The 20,774-nt window shown below is 31.1% G+C and carries 23 protein-coding genes; all 23 read left to right on the top strand.

Translation table 11 applies throughout. The features are described 5' to 3' along the window. The first annotated feature begins 47 nt into the window (after positions 1-47). Complete coding sequence (locus tag HMPREF1984_RS10095; RefSeq protein WP_021767901.1) at positions 48-1,250, top strand: aspartate kinase; 1,203 nt, start codon at positions 48-50, stop codon at positions 1,248-1,250. A 32-nt stretch (positions 1,251-1,282) separates the two neighbouring features. Beyond that, the gene (gene dapF, locus HMPREF1984_RS10090; protein WP_021767900.1) at positions 1,283-2,134 is read left to right on the top strand and encodes a diaminopimelate epimerase; all 852 of its coding nucleotides are present in this window, start codon (positions 1,283-1,285) and stop codon (positions 2,132-2,134) included. A 39-nt stretch (positions 2,135-2,173) separates the two neighbouring features. After that, positions 2,174-3,055 carry a 4-hydroxy-tetrahydrodipicolinate synthase gene (gene dapA, locus HMPREF1984_RS10085; protein ID WP_036100596.1) on the top strand — a complete coding sequence of 294 codons (882 nt, stop codon included), beginning with the start codon at positions 2,174-2,176 and terminating at the stop codon, positions 3,053-3,055. Positions 3,056-3,114: 59 nt separating this feature from the next. Then, entirely contained in the window at positions 3,115-4,113 is a 999-nt protein-coding gene (locus tag HMPREF1984_RS10080) for an aspartate-semialdehyde dehydrogenase (protein WP_021767898.1), read from the top strand. Position 4,114: 1 nt separating this feature from the next. After that, the gene (locus tag HMPREF1984_RS10075; protein ID WP_232219707.1) at positions 4,115-5,722 is read left to right on the top strand and encodes an ABC transporter substrate-binding protein/permease; all 1,608 of its coding nucleotides are present in this window, start codon (positions 4,115-4,117) and stop codon (positions 5,720-5,722) included. After that, on the top strand, positions 5,722-6,468 hold the full coding sequence (locus HMPREF1984_RS10070; protein WP_021767896.1) for an amino acid ABC transporter ATP-binding protein: 747 nt from the start codon (positions 5,722-5,724) through the stop codon (positions 6,466-6,468). Before HMPREF1984_RS10075 ends, HMPREF1984_RS10070 begins: the two co-directional genes overlap by 1 nt. Positions 6,469-6,628: 160 nt before the next feature. Beyond that, on the top strand, positions 6,629-7,429 hold the full coding sequence (locus HMPREF1984_RS10065; RefSeq protein WP_021767895.1) for a hypothetical protein: 801 nt from the start codon (positions 6,629-6,631) through the stop codon (positions 7,427-7,429). Positions 7,430-7,585: 156 nt separating this feature from the next. Continuing rightward, a complete protein-coding gene (gene rplM, locus HMPREF1984_RS10060) occupies positions 7,586-8,020 on the top strand; it encodes a 50S ribosomal protein L13 (RefSeq protein ID WP_084408481.1) in 435 nt (144 codons plus the stop codon). Between the two features lie 12 nt (positions 8,021-8,032). After that, positions 8,033-8,431: a 30S ribosomal protein S9 gene (rpsI, locus tag HMPREF1984_RS10055; protein WP_021767893.1), complete on the top strand. Its 399-nt coding sequence runs from the start codon at positions 8,033-8,035 to the stop codon at positions 8,429-8,431. Positions 8,432-8,871: 440 nt separating this feature from the next. Then, on the top strand, positions 8,872-9,348 hold the full coding sequence (locus tag HMPREF1984_RS10050; RefSeq protein WP_021767892.1) for a hypothetical protein: 477 nt from the start codon (positions 8,872-8,874) through the stop codon (positions 9,346-9,348). A 24-nt stretch (positions 9,349-9,372) separates the two neighbouring features. Next, on the top strand, positions 9,373-11,007 hold the full coding sequence (locus HMPREF1984_RS10045) for a uracil-DNA glycosylase (protein ID WP_021767891.1): 1,635 nt from the start codon (positions 9,373-9,375) through the stop codon (positions 11,005-11,007). A 42-nt stretch (positions 11,008-11,049) separates the two neighbouring features. Then, positions 11,050-12,315, top strand: coding sequence for a glycosyltransferase (locus HMPREF1984_RS10040; protein WP_021767890.1), 1,266 nt, complete (start codon positions 11,050-11,052; stop codon positions 12,313-12,315). Between the two features lie 217 nt (positions 12,316-12,532). Continuing rightward, a complete protein-coding gene (locus HMPREF1984_RS10035; protein ID WP_021767889.1) occupies positions 12,533-13,702 on the top strand; it encodes a chorismate mutase in 1,170 nt (389 codons plus the stop codon). 21 nt (positions 13,703-13,723) lie between these two features. Next, a complete protein-coding gene (locus HMPREF1984_RS10030) occupies positions 13,724-14,470 on the top strand; it encodes a pseudouridine synthase (protein WP_036100595.1) in 747 nt (248 codons plus the stop codon). A gap of 21 nt (positions 14,471-14,491) precedes the next feature. Then, positions 14,492-15,307, top strand: coding sequence for a shikimate dehydrogenase (aroE, locus tag HMPREF1984_RS10025; RefSeq protein ID WP_021767887.1), 816 nt, complete (start codon positions 14,492-14,494; stop codon positions 15,305-15,307). Between the two features lie 26 nt (positions 15,308-15,333). Next, positions 15,334-16,194 (top strand): hypothetical protein, encoded by an 861-nt coding sequence (locus HMPREF1984_RS10020; RefSeq protein ID WP_021767886.1) that lies wholly within the window; start codon positions 15,334-15,336, stop codon positions 16,192-16,194. Then, the gene (locus tag HMPREF1984_RS10015; RefSeq protein WP_051314513.1) at positions 16,175-16,918 is read left to right on the top strand and encodes a hypothetical protein; all 744 of its coding nucleotides are present in this window, start codon (positions 16,175-16,177) and stop codon (positions 16,916-16,918) included. Before HMPREF1984_RS10020 ends, HMPREF1984_RS10015 begins: the two co-directional genes overlap by 20 nt. A gap of 82 nt (positions 16,919-17,000) precedes the next feature. Beyond that, positions 17,001-17,189 carry a DUF4250 domain-containing protein gene (locus tag HMPREF1984_RS10010; protein ID WP_036100590.1) on the top strand — a complete coding sequence of 63 codons (189 nt, stop codon included), beginning with the start codon at positions 17,001-17,003 and terminating at the stop codon, positions 17,187-17,189. 3 nt (positions 17,190-17,192) lie between these two features. Further along, positions 17,193-17,711 (top strand): shikimate kinase, encoded by a 519-nt coding sequence (locus tag HMPREF1984_RS10005; protein ID WP_021767883.1) that lies wholly within the window; start codon positions 17,193-17,195, stop codon positions 17,709-17,711. Positions 17,712-17,734: 23 nt separating this feature from the next. After that, complete coding sequence (aroQ, locus tag HMPREF1984_RS10000; RefSeq protein ID WP_021767882.1) at positions 17,735-18,175, top strand: type II 3-dehydroquinate dehydratase; 441 nt, start codon at positions 17,735-17,737, stop codon at positions 18,173-18,175. 72 nt (positions 18,176-18,247) lie between these two features. After that, entirely contained in the window at positions 18,248-18,697 is a 450-nt protein-coding gene (locus tag HMPREF1984_RS09995; RefSeq protein WP_021767881.1) for a HutP family protein, read from the top strand. Next, on the top strand, positions 18,697-19,368 hold the full coding sequence (locus tag HMPREF1984_RS09990; RefSeq protein WP_021767880.1) for an HAD family phosphatase: 672 nt from the start codon (positions 18,697-18,699) through the stop codon (positions 19,366-19,368). Before HMPREF1984_RS09995 ends, HMPREF1984_RS09990 begins: the two co-directional genes overlap by 1 nt. Before the next feature lie 149 nt (positions 19,369-19,517). Next, positions 19,518-20,771 (top strand): glucose-1-phosphate adenylyltransferase, encoded by a 1,254-nt coding sequence (locus tag HMPREF1984_RS09985; RefSeq protein WP_021767879.1) that lies wholly within the window; start codon positions 19,518-19,520, stop codon positions 20,769-20,771. Positions 20,772-20,774: the final 3 nt, after the last annotated feature.

The following is a 20,774-nucleotide window of genomic DNA, read 5'->3' as shown; positions in this document are numbered from 1 at the left end:
AAATGGAAATATAAAGTTTTTCAGAATTATGGAAAGTAGGGTTAAAAGTGATAATAGTTCATAAATATGGAGGTAGTTCGGTTGCAACAACTGAAAAAATATTGGATATTGCCAGATATCTGGGAAAAGTGAAGGATGAAGGCAATGAAGTGGTTGCAGTAGTATCTGCAATGGGAAAAACAACAGACGGTCTAATAAAACTTGCAAATGAAATAACAGAAAATCCTGATAAAAGGGAAATGGACAGACTTATGTCGACTGGAGAGCAGCAGACGATAGCTCTTTTGAGTATAGCATTGCAGTCGTTAGGATATCCGGCTATTTCCCTTACAGGAAGGCAGGCAGGAATAAGAACAGGCGGGCATCATACAAAAAATAGGATTGAAGAAATAAAAGGTGAAAATATAAAAAAACATCTGAAGGAAGGTAAAATAGTAATTGTTGCCGGATTTCAGGGAGTTAACGAAAAGGGAGATGTCGCAACACTTGGAAGAGGAGGTTCCGACACTTCGGCAGTGGCACTTGCGGCGGCACTTGGAGCAAAATGTGAAATATATACAGATGTGGACGGGATATATTCCATTGATCCGAGAGTTTATCCTGAGGCAAAGAAACTTTCAGTTATTTCATATGAGGAAATGATGGAGCTGGCATTTCTTGGAGCAGGAGTAATGGAGCCAAGGGCAGTTGAACTTGGAAACAAATATGGAGTTGAAATATATGTTGGAAGGTCTCTTGGTGAAAAAAATGGTACAATAATAACTTCAAAGGAGAAAGTAATGGAAGAAAAAATAATAACAGGAATATCAATAAATGAGAATATTCTTATGGTAAATGTTGAAGATATTCCAACTTATGCGAAAAATGTTTACGCGATATTTGAAGAGGCTGAAAAAAAGGGAATAAATATAAATATGATAAGTCAGAATGATGTATCAAGTGAACATGGAAGTTTTGCATTTACTACTCCTAAAACAGATAAAGCTTCACTTGAGCAGGTAAGTGAAATTTTACAGGAAAAATTTGACAGAATAAGCATTATAATAAATCCATATGTTGTGAAGGTATCTGTTGTAGGGATTGGATTAATAAGCAATATAGGGATTGCTGCCAGAATATTCAGAGTTCTTTCAGAAAATAATATAAGCTTCCATCAGGTTGCCACATCTGAAATAAGCCTGTCAATAATAGTTGATGAAGTTATGGGTAAAAAAGTTGCTGAATTACTGGCAAAGGAATTTGATTTATAATAACACTAAAATGAACAGAGGAGGTTGCTGAAATGTTGAAATTTGAGAAATATCATGGTGCAGGAAATGATTTTATAATCATGAATGAAAAAGATCTTATAGAAAAAGGGATACCTGACTATAATGAACTTGCAAAACAGGTATGTGACAGACATTTTGGAATAGGTGCGGATGGGTTGCTGATATTGAAATATGTGGCAAATATGCCTTTCATGTTTTACTATAATTCTGACGGAAGTCAGGCTCCTATGTGCGGTAACGGAATAAGATGTTTTTCAAATTATTTGAGAAATAATAATGTTGAGCAGGAAAACAGTTTTATAGTAAAAACTTTATCGGGAGATTTGTTTATTGAAACAAATATGGATGAAGAAGAAAATAGATTTTCTGTAAAGGTAAATATGGGAAAACCTATATTTGAAGTGAAAAAACTTATAAATACTGACAAAGAAAGATTTTTAAAGGAAAAAATAAATATAGACGGAAAGGAAATTGAAATATCCTATATATTTATGGGGACAGACCATTCTGTTATTTTCGTAGATGATTTTTCAGAATATGATATTGATGATTTAGGAAAGAAAATAGAAAATTATACAGAGCTTTTTCCTAAAAAGGTTAATGTTAACTTTGTAAAAGTGACAGATAGAAACAATATGGAAGTAATCACTTGGGAAAGAGGAGCTGGAAGAACCCTTGCATGTGGAACAGGAGCAACTGCTTCAGCTGTACTTGGAAGAATGTTCGACCTTACAGATAAAAAGGTAAATGTAAAAGTTCCCGGTGGACAGTTGACAATAGAATATGGTCAAGAGGGAGACGATGCTTTCATGACAGGACCGAGTGAAAAGATAGCTGAAGGAAATTATATTTATAAGAGATAGCAGTTGAATTATAAAAAAATAAAAAGGATGGTAGTAAATATGAAATTTGAAGGATCATACGTTGCACTGATAACTCCTTTTAAGTCAAATGGAGAAGTTGATGAAGATAAAGTAAGAGAATTGGTAAACTATCATATTGAAAACGGGACAGCAGGAATAGTTCCATGCGGAACGACAGGAGAAGCACCTACACTTACATTTGCTGAACATGAAAAGGTTATAAAAATTGTTGTAGAAGAAGTGAAGGGAAGAATACAGGTTATAGCAGGTGCAGGTTCAAACAATACTGACAGGGCAGTTGAGCTTACAAAATATGCAAAGGAACTGGGAGCAGATGCGGCACTTAGTACATGCCCATATTATAACAAGCCAAGTCAGAGGGGAATTTACGAACATTATAAAAAAATAGCGGAAGAAGCAAAGTTTCCTGTTATGCTGTACAATGTTCCCGGTAGAACAGGAGTAAATATAGAAGCGGAAACAGTTGCAAGGCTTGCAGAATTTCCTGAAATAGTGGCAATAAAAGAAGCTACCGGGAGTATTGAGCAGATGATAAGAATTCAGGATCTGTGTGGAGATAAGATAGAAATTTTATCTGGAGAAGATCATTTGATACTGCCAATGTTGTCAATAGGGGCAAAAGGAGTAGTTTCAGTAGTTGCAAATATTATGCCTAAAGAAATGAAGGAACTGATTGCGGCATTTTTGAACCAGGAATATGAAAAGGCCTATAAACTGCATACAGAACTTTATGATGTCAGCAGAAATATGTTTATTGAAGGTAATCCGGTAACTGTAAAAACTGCAATGAAAATTTTAGGTAAAATAGATAATGATATCGTAAGACTTCCTTTAGTTTCATGTGAAGAAAAAACAGTGGATAAACTGACAAAACTGTTTAAACAGAAGGGAATAATATAGTAAAAAAAAATTAATTAAAATAATAAAACAATAAAATAAATTTAGGAGGATTTTAAAAAATGAAAAAATACAATGTAGCAGTAGTTGGAGCAACAGGACTTGTGGGACAAACTTTTTTAAAGGTGTTAAAGGAAAGAAACTTCCCGGTGGAAAAACTTTATCTTTATGCATCAGCAAGATCAGCAGGGAAAATAGTGAATTTTGACGGTAAGGACTATACTGTAATAGAACTTAAGGAAGAAAATATAAAGGATGATATTGATGTAGCTTTATTTTCTGCAGGAGGGAGCATTTCAAAGGAATATGCACCTAAATTTAAGGCAAAAGGGGCAATTGTTATAGATAATAGCAGTGCATGGAGAATGGAAAAGGATATCCCTCTTGTTGTACCTGAAGCAAACCCTGAAGCACTTGACGGGCATAATGGAATAATTGCCAATCCTAACTGTTCAACAATACAGGTAATGCCAGTATTGAAAGTACTTGCAGATAAATATGGACTTAAAAGAGTAGTTTATTCAACTTATCAGGCGGTGGCAGGTTCTGGTCAGAAGGGAATAGATGATTTGGAAGCCAACCTTAAAGGAGAGCCTTCAAAAAATTATCCGCATCAGATAGCTTTCAATTTGTTACCACATATTGATGTATTTTTAGATAATGGATATACAAAAGAAGAAATAAAAATGGTTGAAGAAACAAGAAAAATACTTGGATTACCAGATCTTAGAGTAACTGCTACATGTGTAAGAGTACCTGTAAAAATGGGACATGCAGTATCAGTAAACGTTGAATTGGAAAAACCTTTTGAATTAAAAGATGTATTTAAAGCATTTGAAGAAAAAGAAGGAGTTATCGTACAGGATGATGTTTCAAAAAATGTGTATCCTATGCCTATAGTAGCAGAAGATACTGATGAAGTTTATGTTGGAAGAATAAGAAGAGATGAGTCAGTAGACAATGGACTTAACTTATGGGTTGTAGCAGATAATATAAGAAAAGGTGCGGCTACAAATACTATTCAGATAGCTGAAACTTTAATAAAAAAAGGAGTTATATAATTTGAAAAAAATAGAAAAGATGAAAAGTAGAATAGCTTTACTGGTCATGTTTTTAATGATGTTTGTATCGGGGTATGCGGCAAACGATGAACTGAAAGTAGGTATGGAGTGTGGATATGCACCATTTAACTGGTTTCAGGATAATGATAAAAATGGTGCAGTGAAGATTGATAACGGTTACTGTAACGGTTATGACGTTGAAATAGCAAAATTGATAGCAAAGGGACTTAATAAAAAGCTTGTCATAGTAAAATCAGAGTGGGATGCACTGCTTGGGCCTGCACTGTCTGCAGGAAAGGTAGATATAGTAATAGCAGGAATGTCACCTACTCCTGAAAGAAAGCAGAGCCTTTCATTTACAAAACCTTACTATGAATCAGACCTTGTAGTTGTAGTGAGAAAAAACGGTAAATATGCCAATGCAAAGTCTATAAATGACTTTAAAGGTGCAAAAATAACAGGACAGCAAAGTACTCTTCACTACAATGTTATAGATCAGATGAAGGGAGTTGCTAAACAGGAGGCAATGAAAAATTTTCCTTCAATGGTGGTGGCGTTAAGTTCAGGTAAAATAGACGGATATGTTTCTGAAAGACCTGGGGCGATGGCGGCAGTAAATTCAAATCCTGAACTTGAATTTATAAGTTTTGAAGGAGAAAATGGCTTTACATATGAAAAATCAGAGCTTGATATTGCCATAGGAGTAAAAAAAGGTGATGAAGAGCTAATAGGGAAAATAGATAAAATACTGGATGAAATTACTCCTGAGCAGAGAACGGAAATAATGAACTCTGCAATAAAAAATCAGCCTAAAACTGATGAAGTTGGAGAAAATGGAGAAAAGACATTTTTTGCATGGGTTGCATTTTTTGTGAAAAATAACTGGAGAAGATTTCTGACAGGTACATGGAATACTTTATTCATCTCTCTTATAGGAACAGTAGTAGGATTTATAATAGGTCTGGGAGTCACATTAGTAAAAAATATACATACTGATGAAAGAACTCCTAAACTGAAAAAAATAATACTTAAAATTGCAAATACTATTTTCTCAGTTTATGTTGCAGTATTTAGGGGAACGCCAATGATAGTTCAGTCAATGGTAATATACTATGGACTAGCTGATATTTTAAAGTTTTCTCCTATGGGAGCAGCACTGTTTATAGTTTCCATTAATACAGGAGCATATATGTGTGAAATTATAAGAGGAGGAATAGATTCTATTGATAAGGGACAGTTTGAGGCGGCGGAAGCTCTTGGAATGACTCACTTCCAAATGATGAGCAGTATAATTTTTCCTCAGATGTTCAGAGTCATACTTCCCTCAATAGGAAATGAATTTATTATAAACATAAAGGATACTTCAGTATTGAATGTAATAAGTGTTACTGAACTGTTCTATACTTCAAATGCAATAGCAGGAACCTATTTGAGATACTATGAAGTATTTATTATCACAAGTGTAATTTATTTCTTCCTGACATTTACTCTGACTGCAATCCTGAAATATATAGAGAAAAAAATAGACGGACCTCAAAATTTTGAGTTTTTGGAAGAGGTAGCGGAAGAAAATTCTCAGAATGTTGAGATTTCAGGAGGTAATGCATAATGGAAAAAGGAAATAAAGTAATTGAAATAAAAAATATAAGAAAAGATTTTGGAAAAAGAACAGTTTTAAAGGATATAAACTTTGATGTATACGAAAAGGAAGTTGTAAGTATTATAGGATCTTCAGGAAGTGGAAAATCTACTCTTTTAAGATGTATAAACCTACTGGAAAGACCTACTGAAGGTGAGATACTGTTTCATGGGAAAGATATTGTTTCAGGAAGCATGCCACTTGTAAAACTGAGGGAAAAAGTAGGAATGGTTTTTCAGCAGTTTAACCTTTTCAATAATCTCAGTGTTCTTGACAACTGTGTAATTGGTCAGATGAAGGTTCTGAAAAAATCACGTGAAGAAGCTGAAAAGACAGCAAAGGAACTTTTGGCAAAAGTAGGAATGGAAAGATTTATTCATGCAAAACCGGCTCAAATATCAGGAGGACAGAAACAGAGGGTTGCAATAGCAAGGGCACTTGCAATGGAACCGGAAGTACTTCTTTTTGATGAGCCTACATCGGCACTTGATCCGGAAATGGTGGGAGAGGTACTGAAGGTTATGAAGGATCTTGCAAAAAGTGGACTAACAATGCTTGTAGTAACTCATGAAATGGATTTTGCACATGATGTGTCGAGCCGTGTAGTATTTATGGATCAGGGAGTTATAGTGGAAGATGATAGACCTGAAATAATTTTTGACAATCCTAAACATGAAAGAACAAAAGAATTTTTATCAAGAATGTTAAATAAATAATAATACTTAGTAAATGCTATGAAGGTTATTAATCTTGATAAAAACAGTTTTACATAAGAAAAATAAATAAATTAGTATAAAAATATCAATATTTATATTGATATTTTTTTTAAAATAATGTAAAATAATTAAAAACAATAAATATTATAAGGAGAAATTAATGTCTAAAAAAGATGTGAAAAAAGCGAATACAGAAGTTAAATTAACTGCTGAAGAAAAAGAAGAATTAAAAGGGAACGAAGAAGGAATAAGACAAGTTCTTATCAATAAGGCAATACTTGATACTGCAAAAAAATATGAATTTACACCTGAAGAAAAGGAAGAATTTGACTATCATTTCAAAAATGAAAAGGCAAAATTCTTTATAGCAAAAGAAATCGAAGGAAAAATTTCTGTAAATGAAGATGAAGTTACAAGAATTTACAATGAAAACAAAGCACAGTTTGATGCACAAAATATTGGATTCTCTGATGCAAGGGAAATCATTCAAAGAGATTTATTACAGCAGCAGCTTGTAGTTCTTGAAGATGAAGAAATAAACAAATTAATTCAGGAAATGAAAAAATCAGTTGAAGTAACTAAAGAAGAAATTTTATTTTCAAAAGGAAATCCTGATATAATAAAAGGAATTGTTATTGGAAAAATAATTGAAAGAAAAATGAAAGAAACTGATTTTGAGAAAAAAGAAGAAGCAAACATAAAAATAATTGAAAGTAATGTATACATAAACTTCTACTTGGATCTTCAGGTTAGAAAAAATGTTGTAGTTACTCAAAAAGAAGTATCAGACATTTATGAAGCAGAAAGAGGAAAATTAGGAAATATTACACCTAACGATGCATACAATCAAATTGCAAATGGATTATTAAACAATAAAGCAAATGAAGAAAGAATGAATATTGTTAATAAAATATCTGAAGAATATAAAGTAGAAGATTTAGTAAAAGAAAACTTAAAATAATAATTTAAAGCGTGTAATCTTATAATTAAATAGAAGTAAATTAGCGAAAATTTCTTGACAAATAATGGGAAATAGGATATAATCATTAAATGTAATCCTTTCCCACAAAGGACCGATATATCCTATAAATTATAAGAGAAATTAGGAGGATAAAAAGTGAACAAATGTACTGTAATGCAAAAGAAAGAAGAAGTAACAAGAAACTGGTATGAAATAGATGCAGAAGGAAAAATACTAGGGAAAATAGCTACTGAAATAGCTGTAAGATTAATGGGTAAACACAAACCAAGTTACACACCACACGTTGATGGAGGAGATTTCGTAGTAGTAGTAAATGCGGATAAATTTGCTGTAACTGGTAAAAAAATGTTGGATAAGAAATATTATAGACATAGTGGATATCCTGGAGGATTAAAAGTTAGAAGTCTTGAAGAAATGCTTGAAAAGAAACCTACTGAAGTAATCAGAAAAGCTGTTGAGAGAATGCTACCTAAAAACAAATTAGGAAGTCAAATGATTAACAGATTAAAAATTTACACTGGAACTGAGCATGACCATGTAGCTCAAAAACCAGAAAGAATAGAATTATAGGAGGTAATTTTCGTGGCAGAAAAAATTCAATATTTAGGAACAGGTAGAAGAAAGACTTCAGTAGCAAGAGTTAGATTAGTACCAGGTGAAGCAGGGGTAACAATAAACGGTAAAGATATGAGAGATTATTTTGGAGGAAGAGAATTACTTGCCAAAATAGTTGAACAACCATTAGAATTAACAGAAACATTAAATAAATACGGAGTAAAAGTAAATGTTAACGGTGGAGGAAATACAGGTCAGGCAGGAGCAATAAGACACGGTGTTTCAAGAGCCTTAATAGTTGCTGATGAATCTTTAAGAGGAGCTTTAAAAGAAGCAGGATTCCTTACAAGAGATTCAAGAATGGTTGAAAGAAAGAAATACGGGAAAAAGAAAGCAAGAAGAAGCCCACAATTCTCAAAAAGATAATATTATTATTTCATATTCCCTTGAAAATATTGTTTTTCAAGGGTTTTTATTTTGGAAAAAGATTTCTTGTTTTAATGTACAAAATTTGATATAATACGTTCAAACTAGATAAAAGGAGACAGAATTATGTGAGTTGGATGTGTTGTGGCTTTAGTTGTAGGTGCAGGTGTACTTATAGATGATATTAAGAAAAAGAAAAAAGATAAAGATGAAAAAAATAAGGAAAAATTAAATGAGAAAAAATAGAAATATTTAATTTGAAAAAACTTTATTTTTTTATCAAATATGACATATATTATTTTGAAAGAGGCTAGATTTTTTTAGCCTTTTTTCTTATAGTAATATTCATAAGTAAAAGTCAAAAAAATGATATTGTAAAATTAGAATATTAATGGTAAAATTAAAAATAGAAACAAATTTATAGTTGAAAGGACTGAAATATGGAAATACTAGGAATGTTAGGTTCATTTATTGGAGTGATACCTGGAATTATATTATATGTAGTGTTAACGAGAATAAACTTTTATGGTTCAATTGCGGCAATAGTTATGTATTACGGTGCTGTCGGTGGATATCATTTTTTAATAGAAAAACTGAAAAAGAAAGATTATGATGAATTTCAGGAAAGAAAAAGTAGATTTAATACAATAACAAGAGAAAATTATTCAGCTTTCGGTATGGTTTTTTCAACAATTCCTGGAATTATAGGTGTTTATCTGGCAGAACTTATTAACTTTATTTTAGATCTGAAAGCAAACAATCCTGGAGTACCTATTGGGAAAATCACATCATATGCAATGGAAAATATATTCTCGTCTGAATATCCCTATTTAGTATATGGAGTTATAAGCTGTGGATTAATCGTATTTTCGGCGGGAGTATTAGTTTATCAGAGCTGGAAAATGAAAAAAAACTAAAATCTATATATGAGGTTATAGAGTATGAAAACAATTTTAGAAGACAATATATCATATGATACAAAAATAAAAGATTTTGGAGTAGATTCTGTAAATAAGAGAATAATAACAACAGGAGATAAACTGATTTTTTTAAAAGAAGGAAAAATAGAAAAGGAAGTCGCGGGAAAAATAAAAAATTGTGAAGTAATCCGGTATATAAAGGAAAAAAATCAACTTTTTGTTTCCAGCATATTTTTTGTTTCTACACAAAATGGGAAAGTATACAAATGTGACGGAAGAAGAAAAAAAATAATAGAAGAAGTGTATGATTTTGAGAGAACACCTGAAGTAGTTGATTTTACAACAGGTGGAAAAATTATTTTTATTGAAAATAATACACTTTGTTCGTATGATGTAAATACGAAGGAATCATATATTACTCAATCTTTTTCAGAAAATATGACTAAAGGAAATTATAGAATATTCACAAGTGGGGAAAATGTAATACTGAAATATAGGGAACTGCATGAAAAAAGCAACAAAATAAATATTTTTGACAGCAAGCTTGAAAAAATATTTGATATAAAAACGGAAAATAATCATATTTATTCTAAAATTGTAGGAATTGAATATCTTGCCGGAACAGATGCTGGAGAGATAGAAATATGGAATATAATCGAATCAGAAATGTATAATTCAATTAAGATTTCCAATTCCAGAATAACTTTTATTGAGAAAAATGACAAAAATTATTTTATAGGTACTGGAACAGGGGATCTTATAATTACAGATGAAACTTTTAAAATACAGGTAATACAGAATATTTTTAAAAATGAAATAACAAAAATATGCGTAATAGAAGATGAAATTTTTGTTCTTGGTGTTGAAAATAAAATAGTGAAACTTAAAATAATAGATGAAACAAATGAAGTAAAAAATAATATTCAGAGAATGGAATTTATGGAAAAATATAACATACATGAAGATTATTATGATTTTTTCACTGTGGAAAAAGTGACCGCAATAAATAGTTTTATAAAATGTATGGAAATAAGAAAAATAGAGTATATTCCAAAAAATGAATATATATTTAAGTCATTAAGAAGTTCAATTTCCTCAAGAAAAGTCTGTATACTTTCCAATGAACCGTATTCTCAAGGTGAAATAGCTACCGGGCTTGCATTTGAGGTTAAAAATACTTCTTGGGTTAATCATGAAATAAACATTTCATTGAAAAATATATTAAAATTACTATATAAAACTTATAATGGAAAAATGGAAGATATTGAAAAAATAAGAAAAGAAATAAGCCATAACGAGTTTAATATACTTCCGCCAAATGAACTATTTAAATCGTGGGAAAAGCAGGGAGTTCTTCTTTTAAATTCATCACTGACAGCTATCGAGGAAAAAACAGGGGAACATAATAAATTCTGGCATCCTTTTACAAGAGATTTAATAGAGTATATTTCAACAAAAAATGAAAATATAGTATACTTTCTCTGGGGAAAAGATGCAGAACAGTTTGAAAAAAACATTTTAAATGGAGAAATAATAAAGAGTAATCATCCTGCAAAAGGAGGACATTCAGAAGGTGAAAAGGATTTTCTGAAGGGAGATTTTTTTGAAAAAACAAAGGATATGATAAATTGGTTAGGAATAAAAGAAATTATATAAAAAAATTTTTGGAGAAGTGGGGAAGAAAAGGAGAAAATATAAATGAATGGTTGCGAAAAAATAAAAATTGATATTGTTGTGCCCCCATATAGCGGGCATTTGAATCCTGTATTGGGATTAATAAAGGATTTAATAAATGATGAAAAATATGATATATGTATTCATACAGGAGCTAAAAAAAAGGAATTTTTAAATAACCTGGGAATTAAATGTGAAGTTGTCCTAAAGGATAAACCTTCAGTATTTGAAAATATTGTAAATACATCAAAACAAACGAATATATTTATATATTATAAGCAGTTCAGATCGAATATGGCTCTTGTACCGGAACTTGTAAAAGAACTTGAGGAAAAGTTCAGGGAAAGAAAGCCGGATGTGATAATAGCTGATTTTATAGCTGCACCTGCTGGTATGATAGCTGATAAGCTTGGAATTCCTTGGATTTCAAGTATGCCAACTCCTTTTATAGTAGAAAGTAAAACGACAACCCCTACTTATATGGGTGGATGGTATCCAAGAGAAGGGTTAATATACAAAATTAGAGATGCTGTAGGAAGATTCGTAATCAGAAATTTCAAGAGGGCAGTGTGTTTTTTAGCCAGAAAAGAGCTGAAACCTCTGGGATTTAAATTATATGATAAAAATGGGGAAGAAAATATATACTCACATTATTCAATGCTTGGGCTGGGAATGAAGGAACTTGAATTCAGGGATGACTTTCCTAAGCAGTTTATACATGCAGGCCCTTGCTGTGAAGGATTTGATAAAAATAAATATGAATTTCCTGATACAAAAAAATATGGAAAAGTTATATTTCTGACAAGTGGAACTCATGTTCTCTGGGGGAAAAATGACCTGGTAGAAATTGCAAAGGAACTTTCAGAAATATATCCTGATACTTGCTATATTGTATCCTTTGGAAATTATGCAAAAAAAGATGAGCCTGTGGAAAAACCTGCTGAAAACATATTTGTTTATCAGTATGCAGATTATGACACTTTTCTTCCAAAGGTGGATTATATAATTCATCACGGTGGAACAGGTATTCTGTATAATGGAATAAAATTTAACAAACCGTCAGTAATTATTCCTCATGACTATGACCAGTTTGACTATGCTGTAAGGGCTGAAATTGCAGAAATCGGATTTCCGGCAAGCCTTAAGTCAAGAAAGTCTGTAATAGATGCTGTTGGAAAAATGTTAAACAAGAAGGAATGGAAAAAACTGGAGAAAATGTCGGAGGATTTTAAGAAATACAATCCAAGTGATGTTCTCAAGAAGGAAATAGAAAGACTTGTAAAGAAATAAAATATTTTTTGAAGAAGTTATTTTAATTATGGAAAAACGTTATTTGTCAATTTTTTTCCTTAAGATAACTTCTGTTTTTATTATTTGGATTCATAATGGGATAAGAATGGAAAAATTATGATAAAAAAGGCAAAAATTAATTTGTAGGAATAATTTATAAGTATTGTAAAATCCACGTTTTTAGTTTATAATATTCAGAGAAATGCAGGTGATATAAATGAAAAAACTTGATTTAGGAGAAATTAGGAACAGAATAGATCATATTGACAGAAAATTAGTTGAATTGATAGAAGAAAGAATGGAAATTGTAAAGGAAGTTGCGTTATATAAAAAAGAAAATGGCATGAAAATATTCGACAGAAAAAGGGAAGAGGAAGTAGTAAATAAAAATCTTTCAAATGTCAAGAGCGAAGAGCTGAAACATTATATAGAAGGCATACTTAAGGATATAATGGATTCCAGCAAGGAATATCAGAAGTTTAAAATAGGTAGTCCAAAAGAATATATAAATGATCTGAATTTTAATGGGAAAAAGCTTGGATATACAGGGGTTCCGGGGGCATATGCATATGAAGTGATGGTTAATCTGCTGAAAAATAGTAAAAATTCAGAAGGTCATATGGGAGCCAAGGCTGAAGAAATTTTAAATTTTAATACCCACAGGGAACTTGTGGAAGGAGTTGAAGCTGGAAAGGTTGACTTTGCAATTCTTCCAATAGAAAATTCAATAGTGGGGGAAGTAAGAGACAGTATAGACCTTATAAATAAACGTAATATTTATATTGTCGGGGAAGTAAAACACAAGATAGAGCACAATCTTCTTGGAATTAAGGGAAGTAAAATAGATGATATAAAAAGAGTTTATTCCCATGAACAGGCACTTATGCAATGTTCAGAATTTTTAGGAAAGTATCCTGAATGGGAAAAAATAAGAATGAACAATACAGCGCTTAGTGCAAAATATATAGGAGATACAGGAAATAAGGAAAATGCATGTATTGCCAATATGGAAACAAGGAAAATGTACAATCTGGAATTGCTGCAGCCTAATGTAAATAACGAGAAGGAAAATTTCACAAGATTTTTTATTGTTTCGAATAAAAATCTTATTTGCGAAAACAGTGAAAAAATAAGTGTCATTACAAGTACAAAAAATGAGGCGGGAGCACTTATGAAGCTTTTGAAGGTATTTTCAGATTATGGGCTGAATATGGTGAATTTAAAGTCAAGACCGAAAACAAATAAGCCTTGGGAATATTATTTCTATATAGATTTTGAAGGAAATCTGGAAGAGGAAAAAGTTGAAAAAGCTTTGGAAGAAATAAGAGAAAAGTCCATATATTTACAAATTTTAGGAAATTATAAGATATATAATGTAGAAATTTAATGAAAAATGATAGGAAAAAATATGAGATTAGATAGATTTTTAGCCAATTCGGGTGTAGGAACAAGAAAAGAAGTAAAAGATATATTAAAAAAAAGAAAAATAAAAGTAAATGATGTTATAATATTAGATGGGAGTGTTCACGTAAATGAAAATGAGGATATTGTAAAGTATAATGATGAAGTTATAAATTACAGACCTTTTGTATATATAATGATGAACAAACCTGACGGAGTGATTTCAGCAACAGAAGATAAGGAACATAAGACGGTTATAGATTTACTGGGAAACAATTACAGGACATATAGCCTTTTTCCTGTAGGTAGACTTGATATAGATACTGAAGGGCTTCTAATTCTTACAAATGACGGAATTCTTACTCATAATCTGCTTGCTCCAAATAAACATGTGGATAAAAAGTATTATGTGGAACTGAGAGATCCGGTAACAGAAGAAGCTGCTAAAAAGCTTGAAGCGGGAATTGAGCTTGAAGGTGACTTTGTTACGAAAAATGCTAAGGTTGAGGTAATTGAAAACAGTGAAGAGCCGATAAACAAAAAAACAGGGGAAAGAAATCCTAGCAAAGCCTATATTACAATAAGTGAAGGGAAATATCATCAGGTTAAAAGAATGTTCAAGGCTGTAAATAACAAGGTGGAATATCTGAAAAGAATTCAGATGGGAAATCTGGTGCTTGATGAAAACTTAAAAATAGGAGAATATAGGGAACTTACTGAAAAGGAACTGAAAATACTAAAAAATGGAAAATAAGATTTTTTGGAGGGGAGAAAAATGAAAAAACTGGGGCTTCTAGGAGAAAAGCTAGGACATAGCTATTCAAAAGAAATTCATGAAATATTTTTTAAACTTACAGGAAAAGATGCAAGTTATAAGCTAATTGAGAAAGAAATGGAGGATATACCTTCTTTTATGCAGGAACTGCGTGAAGGTAAATTTGACGGAGTAAACGTTACAATTCCATATAAGAATGAAGTAATGAATTATATGGACAGTATTTCAGACTCTGCGAAAAAAATAGGGGCAGTAAATACAATAACTGTTAAAAATGGAAAACTTATCGGGAACAACACTGATTATTTTGGATTTTTAAAAACTTTGCAGCAGAATGATATTAATGTGAAGGACGGAAAAATCCTCATGCTGGGAACAGGTGGAGCGGCAAAGGCTGTGTATAATGTTCTTATAGATGAAGGAGCTAAAAATATATATTTGGCTACAATATCAGAAAACGATTCTTTTGAAATAAGAAAAGGAGACAGGCTTATACACTATTCTGAAATAAGAAATGTGAGAAATGTAAACCTGATTGTAAACTGTACGCCGGTAGGGATGTATCCTGCTGTAAATATGACACCTCTGGAAGAAGTGAATATGATAAACACTGACTGTGTAGTGGATATAATATATAATCCTGAAGAAACGGTTCTCATGAAAAAATATAAGGAAAGAAATGTAAAAGCTGTAAATGGTCTTACAATGCTTATATTTCAGGCAATAAAATCAGAAGAAATATGGAATGATGAAAAATATGATGATGAAGTGCTGAAAAAAGTTCATGAAAAATTATCAGAAAAACTTTATAAATAAATAAAAATAAGGGAAGGTAAGTAATAATGAAAAAAATAATATTAACAACTTTAATGGGAATATCTTTAATAGGATTTTCCCTTACAAATAAGGAAATAATAGAGCAGGGGGGAGTAAGACAGAAACAGACTTTTGATAAGTATTTTAATGGAAATTCAGGAAATACTAGAAGGGATTCAAATCTTTTAAATAGAGTGTATCCTGAAATTATTCTTGGATTATACAATAGAAATAAGCAGACATTTGATAACGAAATTACGAGACTTGGAAAAATGAAGGACGGAAGAAAAAATATATTGAAGCCTCTATTACCAAGTTTTAATGAATATATTAATGAAAATTCGGTTTTTACAAAGAATTTCCTGAAAAATTTTTTAGAAGAAAAGGATGATTTTCAGTCGTATATTTACACTGCAACTTCTATAAGTCTTGAAAATTTTTACTTGAATATGAATACATTGCTGGAAGCAGAAAAAAATGAAAGTTCATTAGAAGAAAATGTAGATACAGTAATGGATTATTTGTATCATAGTGGAGATGAAAAAACAAAGGAAGATTATGTTAAAATGAGTAATAGCGAGCTTGACAGACTTGTTTCAAATGAGTTTGCAAAACTGAATGCTGAAATAGATAAAAAAATGTATTCTGGAAGCAGCAGAGCCAGAAGTAATGGAAACAGTGTAAAATCAAGTTTAAGAAAAACTGAAAAATTATACAGTAAATATCAGGAAAATTTTGATGCCTATATAAACAGTTCACGTTTAAAGGCTGAATCAAAAGAAAAAATAAAAAAGATGATAAGATTTGAAAAATTATCTGATTTAAAATTTTTAATACAAAGTTTAAAAACACCGGAGGTAGAAAAAAATGAGCAACAGCAGCAATAATGGAGATAACAGATATATGGCAGTAGATAGGGAAATATATAAGGAAGTGGATGACTTTTCAGCTGAAGTTCTGGATGGGGATGAACTTCTGAAATATGTGGAAGCAAGAAGAGGTTTTTTTAACAATCCTGAAAAAACAGTACAGAAATATTTTGTACCTGGAGAAATTAAAGAAGACCTTGTAACTTATGGAGATTTCTATTATCATTATATGGCAAAATACAGTAAAGGATATTTGTATAAAATTGGACATACAGGATATACAGATGGTTTTAGACAATTACTTGAAAAATACAGTCTGGATCCGGATTTGCTGGATATAAACTGGGAAAATGTAAAGAAAAAGGAAGCAACGTATGAAACGGATCTTGTGGATGTACTTTTTGCAATGATAAATTATGAAATAGGAAAACATGGATATACAATGTTTGGAGTAAATATGGGATTTGATTCGATTATATACTTTATTGTAAAGGAAGATTCATATGAAAAAAGAATAAAGAAAAGCTATAATTTATTTACATTGTTTGATCTTGAATTTCTCGAAAATATTTACAATGAAATATACGAAGTAACAGGGGATTTAGGAATAGAAAAAATAAAAGTTGGAGATTTCCTTGAGAAAAAGGAAGATGGATTCCATACAATGTTTAAAAACAAGGCTTCAAATATTGTTGTAAATGACATTGATGAAAATAATGAAAAATTAATGCTGATTCTGTAATTGTTCACAAAGTAAAAGTCTATTTTATGAAACAACTTTACAGATGCTAAATATACAAGAGTTTAATAACGAAGGAGAAAGAATGTTTGATTTTGAAAATGGTGATATAAACATAATGCTAAGCATGATAAATATGAAATTGAGAGATGAATTTTCAAGTCTTGAAAGCTTTGCAAATTATTATTCCCTTTCAAAGGAAGAAATTATAAAAAGACTGGAAGAAAAAGGATATCAGTACAACGAAAATGAAAATCAGTTTAAAAGAGTGTAGAATATGGAAAATATAAAAATAAATAGAAATATAGTCCTTATAGGAATGCCTGCAAGTGGAAAAAGTACAATAGGAAAACTTCTTTCAAAAAAGATAAATTATGAGTACTATGATGCGGATAAATATCTGGAAAGAAAAGAAAATGTAAAAATAAGCACTTTGTTTTCAGAAAAAGGGGAAGAGTATTTTAGAAATCTGGAAACAAAATATTTAAGAGAACTTTCTCAGAAAAATGGAATAATAATTTCTACAGGCGGTGGGGCAGTAAAGCGTGAAGAAAATATGGAAATACTTAAGGAAAAAGGTATAGTTGTATTCCTGAGCAGGAAAATAGAGGATATAGCGAAGGAAAATCACGAAGCCAGACCTCTTCTGAAGAATATAAATAATATTTATAAATTATACGATGAAAGAATAGAACTTTATAAGAGATATTCTGACATTATTATAGAAAATAACGGAACATTACAGGAAGTTACAGACAGGACAGCTGAAGAGATAGAAAAGATTTTTACAAAATAATCTTATGTAATGGAAAGGGAGAAATGAAAAAAATATTTATTATAAATGGGCCAAATTTAAATTTTCTCGGAATAAGGGAAACAGGAATTTATGGAAATGATAATTATGATTCCTTATGTAGTTACATTCAGGAAAAATTTCGTGATAAAAATATAAAAATAGAAATTTTTCAGTCAAATTATGAAGGTAGGATAATAGATATTATTCAAAATGCATATTATGAAAAGATTGACGGGATTGTTATTAATCCAGGGGCTTACACCCATTACAGCTATGCAATCCACGATGCAATAAAATCAGTATCTATTCCGACAGTTGAAGTACATCTGAGTGATATTCACAAAAGGGAAGACTTCAGAAAAATTTCAGTAACAGCCCCTGCCTGTGTACTTCAAATATATGGAAAAGGAAAAGAAGGATATGTAGAAGCTGTTGAATATATTATAAAATCTTTTGAAAAATAGATAAATATTTTAGTTTTGTAGTATTCGTAGTTTGTCTGTGTATCGTATTTTATATTAATTATAAGGAGAAATATGGAATTTAGAGATAATAAAAGTGTTGACATATGTAGGATAGCTTTAAAAATGTCAATTTCTTCAAGGGAAGAAGAAAAAAGACTCATAAAAGAATATGCAGAGAAGAAAATAAAAGTGGCTGCTGTTGATGTTGGAGGAGCTATACCTAGTGCAAGATTTAAGTTTATAGAAAGTACTCTATTGGCAGCAAAAAGAAATGGAATTATTCAGGATGAGCATGTACATGATGGAGCTGTAATAGGTGCCATCAGGGAAGCTATGAATCAGATAGAATCTAATATAAATGGATTAAGTGTTGGTGGAAAAATTGGGATTGCAAGGAATGGAGAACATTTAGGAGTGGCAATATTCCTAAGTGTGGGAATACTTCAGTTTAATGAAGTTATAAGTGCTGTGGCACACAGATCGGTTGCAATTTTACCTAACGAACAAGAAGGAGGAATTTAATGAAAAATAAAGTGCTGGATACTGTAGATTTGTTCATATTTGATATGGACGGAATATTATTTGATACAGAAACAGTTTATTTGGAATATGGAAAAAAGCTTTTAAAGGAATTAGGCTATGAAGTTACAGATGAACTTGTGGAAAAAACAACTGGATTGACTAATGAAGAAGCAAAGGAAATTTATCTTGAAGAATTTGGAAAAGATTTTCCGTATGATGAAATAACTACAAAAGTATATAATTATATAATAGATGAAGCAAAAAAAGGAAATATTCCATTAATGACAGGAGCAAAAGAAATGATTGATTTTCTTGCTTCAAAAGGGAAAAAAATGGTTCTGGGAACATCGGCAGACAGCTTTATGGCTAATACATTACTGGAAAGTAAAGATATAAAGAACTACTTCAGCCATATAATAACTGCTAATGATGTTGAAAGAGGAAAACCGGATCCTGAGGTATTTTTACGTGGTGCAGGTAAATTGAATATAAATCCTAGTAAGACAGTAGTTTTTGAAGATTCTGTAAATGGAGTAAAAGCGGCATATGGTGCAGGAATGATGCCTGTAATGATACCTGATAAACTTACTCCTGCTGAAGATATAGAAGATATGCTTTACAAAAAATTTGATAATTTTCATGAAGCAGTAGAATATTTTAAAACACATTAAGCAAAGATAAGATAGCTCTAAAATTAATGAAAAACTTCATACATAAATAAAAAGAAAGAAATAAAAATATAAAAAAAATTTTAAAAAATCTTTTTTTTTTAAAAAAATAGGGTATACTATAATGTAGAGAATATGATGGAGGTAATGTTATGGAAATTTTAGCTATGATTTTAGCAGGTGGAAGAGGTTCTAGACTTGATATACTTTCTGAAAAGAGGGTTAAACCAAGCGTTCCTTTTGGAGGAAAATTCAGAATTATTGATTTTGCATTGAGTAACTGTTCAAATTCAGGGATTTATGATGTGGCGTTATTGACACAATATTTACCACTTTCGTTAAATGAACATATAGGTTCAGGAAAACCATGGGATTTTGACAGAAGGGATACAGGAGTTACAATGCTGCAGCCTCATGAAAAACCGGGAGGAAATGCATGGTATCAAGGTACTGCTGATGCAATCAGACAGAATATAGAATTTATTAGAAATAGAAAACCTAAATATGTGCTGATTTTATCAGGAGATCATATTTACAAAATGAATTATAAATGGTTACTGGCTGATCATTTGAAAAGCAACGCTGAATTGACAATTGCAGTTCAGGAAGTACCGATAGAAGAAGCAGGAAGATTTGGAATTTTTGAAGTTGATGAAAATAAAAAAATTCTTAATTTTGAGGAAAAACCTGCAGAACCTAAGAGTAATCTTGCATCTATGGGAATTTATATTTTCAATACAGAAGTACTTCTGGAATATTTGGAAAAAATGCCTGAAGAAGATCTGGATTTTGGAAAACACGTTATTCCACAGATGATTCATGAAGAAAGAAAGGTTTTCGTTCACTGCTATGATAGCTACTGGATGGATGTAGGAACTTATGATTCTTATCTTGATGCTAACCTTGATTTAATAAAGAAATCAGAAGAAATAGGAATAAATCTCTATGATCCTGAATGGAAAATTTACACAAGAAGTGAAGATTTGGCACCTGTAAGAATAGGGGTAACAGGAAGTGTACTGAATTCATTAATCTGTGACGGTTGTAAAATAGAAGGAAGAGTTGAAAACTCAGTATTGGGGCCTGGAGTAACAGTGAGAAAAGGATGTACTGTTAAGAACAGTATTATTTTCTCAGGAACTTATATAGATGAAAATACTAACTTAGATACAATGATTATAGATAAGGGAGTATACGTAGGTAAAAATTCCATATTAGGTTATGGAGATGATTTCAGTGCAAATCATGAAAAACCTGATTTGTTGTCAAGAGGTATTAGTGTAGTAGGTAAAAAAGCAATTCTTCCTGACGGATCGATTGTAGGAAGAAATGTAAGAATATTTGGAGGAGTAAAATTACACGATGGCAATAAATTTGTTCACAGTGGTGAGACAATAAAAGGATAGGAG

The sequence above is a fragment of the Leptotrichia sp. oral taxon 215 str. W9775 genome, assembly GCF_000469505.1.
GTDB lineage: Bacteria > Fusobacteriota > Fusobacteriia > Fusobacteriales > Leptotrichiaceae > Leptotrichia_A.
This window is presented reverse-complemented; position numbering and strand designations above follow the sequence as displayed.

Excerpts from the sequence above, each read along its gene's own strand:
- dapF (WP_021767900.1), top strand. The coding sequence starts at position 1,283 with ATGTTGAAATTTGAGAAATATCATGGTGCAGGAAATGATTTTATAATC.
- dapA (WP_036100596.1), top strand. The coding sequence starts at position 2,174 with ATGAAATTTGAAGGATCATACGTTGCACTGATAACTCCTTTTAAGTCA.
- HMPREF1984_RS10080 (WP_021767898.1), top strand. The coding sequence starts at position 3,115 with ATGAAAAAATACAATGTAGCAGTAGTTGGAGCAACAGGACTTGTGGGA.
- HMPREF1984_RS10070 (WP_021767896.1), top strand. The coding sequence starts at position 5,722 with ATGGAAAAAGGAAATAAAGTAATTGAAATAAAAAATATAAGAAAAGAT.
- HMPREF1984_RS10065 (WP_021767895.1), top strand. The coding sequence starts at position 6,629 with ATGTCTAAAAAAGATGTGAAAAAAGCGAATACAGAAGTTAAATTAACT.
- HMPREF1984_RS10050 (WP_021767892.1), top strand. The coding sequence starts at position 8,872 with ATGGAAATACTAGGAATGTTAGGTTCATTTATTGGAGTGATACCTGGA.
- HMPREF1984_RS10045 (WP_021767891.1), top strand. The coding sequence starts at position 9,373 with ATGAAAACAATTTTAGAAGACAATATATCATATGATACAAAAATAAAA.
- HMPREF1984_RS10040 (WP_021767890.1), top strand. The coding sequence starts at position 11,050 with ATGAATGGTTGCGAAAAAATAAAAATTGATATTGTTGTGCCCCCATAT.
- HMPREF1984_RS10035 (WP_021767889.1), top strand. The coding sequence starts at position 12,533 with ATGAAAAAACTTGATTTAGGAGAAATTAGGAACAGAATAGATCATATT.
- HMPREF1984_RS10030 (WP_036100595.1), top strand. The coding sequence starts at position 13,724 with ATGAGATTAGATAGATTTTTAGCCAATTCGGGTGTAGGAACAAGAAAA.
- aroE (WP_021767887.1), top strand. The coding sequence starts at position 14,492 with ATGAAAAAACTGGGGCTTCTAGGAGAAAAGCTAGGACATAGCTATTCA.
- HMPREF1984_RS10020 (WP_021767886.1), top strand. The coding sequence starts at position 15,334 with ATGAAAAAAATAATATTAACAACTTTAATGGGAATATCTTTAATAGGA.
- HMPREF1984_RS10015 (WP_051314513.1), top strand. The coding sequence starts at position 16,175 with ATGAGCAACAGCAGCAATAATGGAGATAACAGATATATGGCAGTAGAT.
- HMPREF1984_RS10010 (WP_036100590.1), top strand. The coding sequence starts at position 17,001 with ATGTTTGATTTTGAAAATGGTGATATAAACATAATGCTAAGCATGATA.
- HMPREF1984_RS10005 (WP_021767883.1), top strand. The coding sequence starts at position 17,193 with ATGGAAAATATAAAAATAAATAGAAATATAGTCCTTATAGGAATGCCT.
- aroQ (WP_021767882.1), top strand. The coding sequence starts at position 17,735 with ATGAAAAAAATATTTATTATAAATGGGCCAAATTTAAATTTTCTCGGA.
- HMPREF1984_RS09995 (WP_021767881.1), top strand. The coding sequence starts at position 18,248 with ATGGAATTTAGAGATAATAAAAGTGTTGACATATGTAGGATAGCTTTA.
- HMPREF1984_RS09990 (WP_021767880.1), top strand. The coding sequence starts at position 18,697 with ATGAAAAATAAAGTGCTGGATACTGTAGATTTGTTCATATTTGATATG.
- HMPREF1984_RS09985 (WP_021767879.1), top strand. The coding sequence starts at position 19,518 with ATGGAAATTTTAGCTATGATTTTAGCAGGTGGAAGAGGTTCTAGACTT.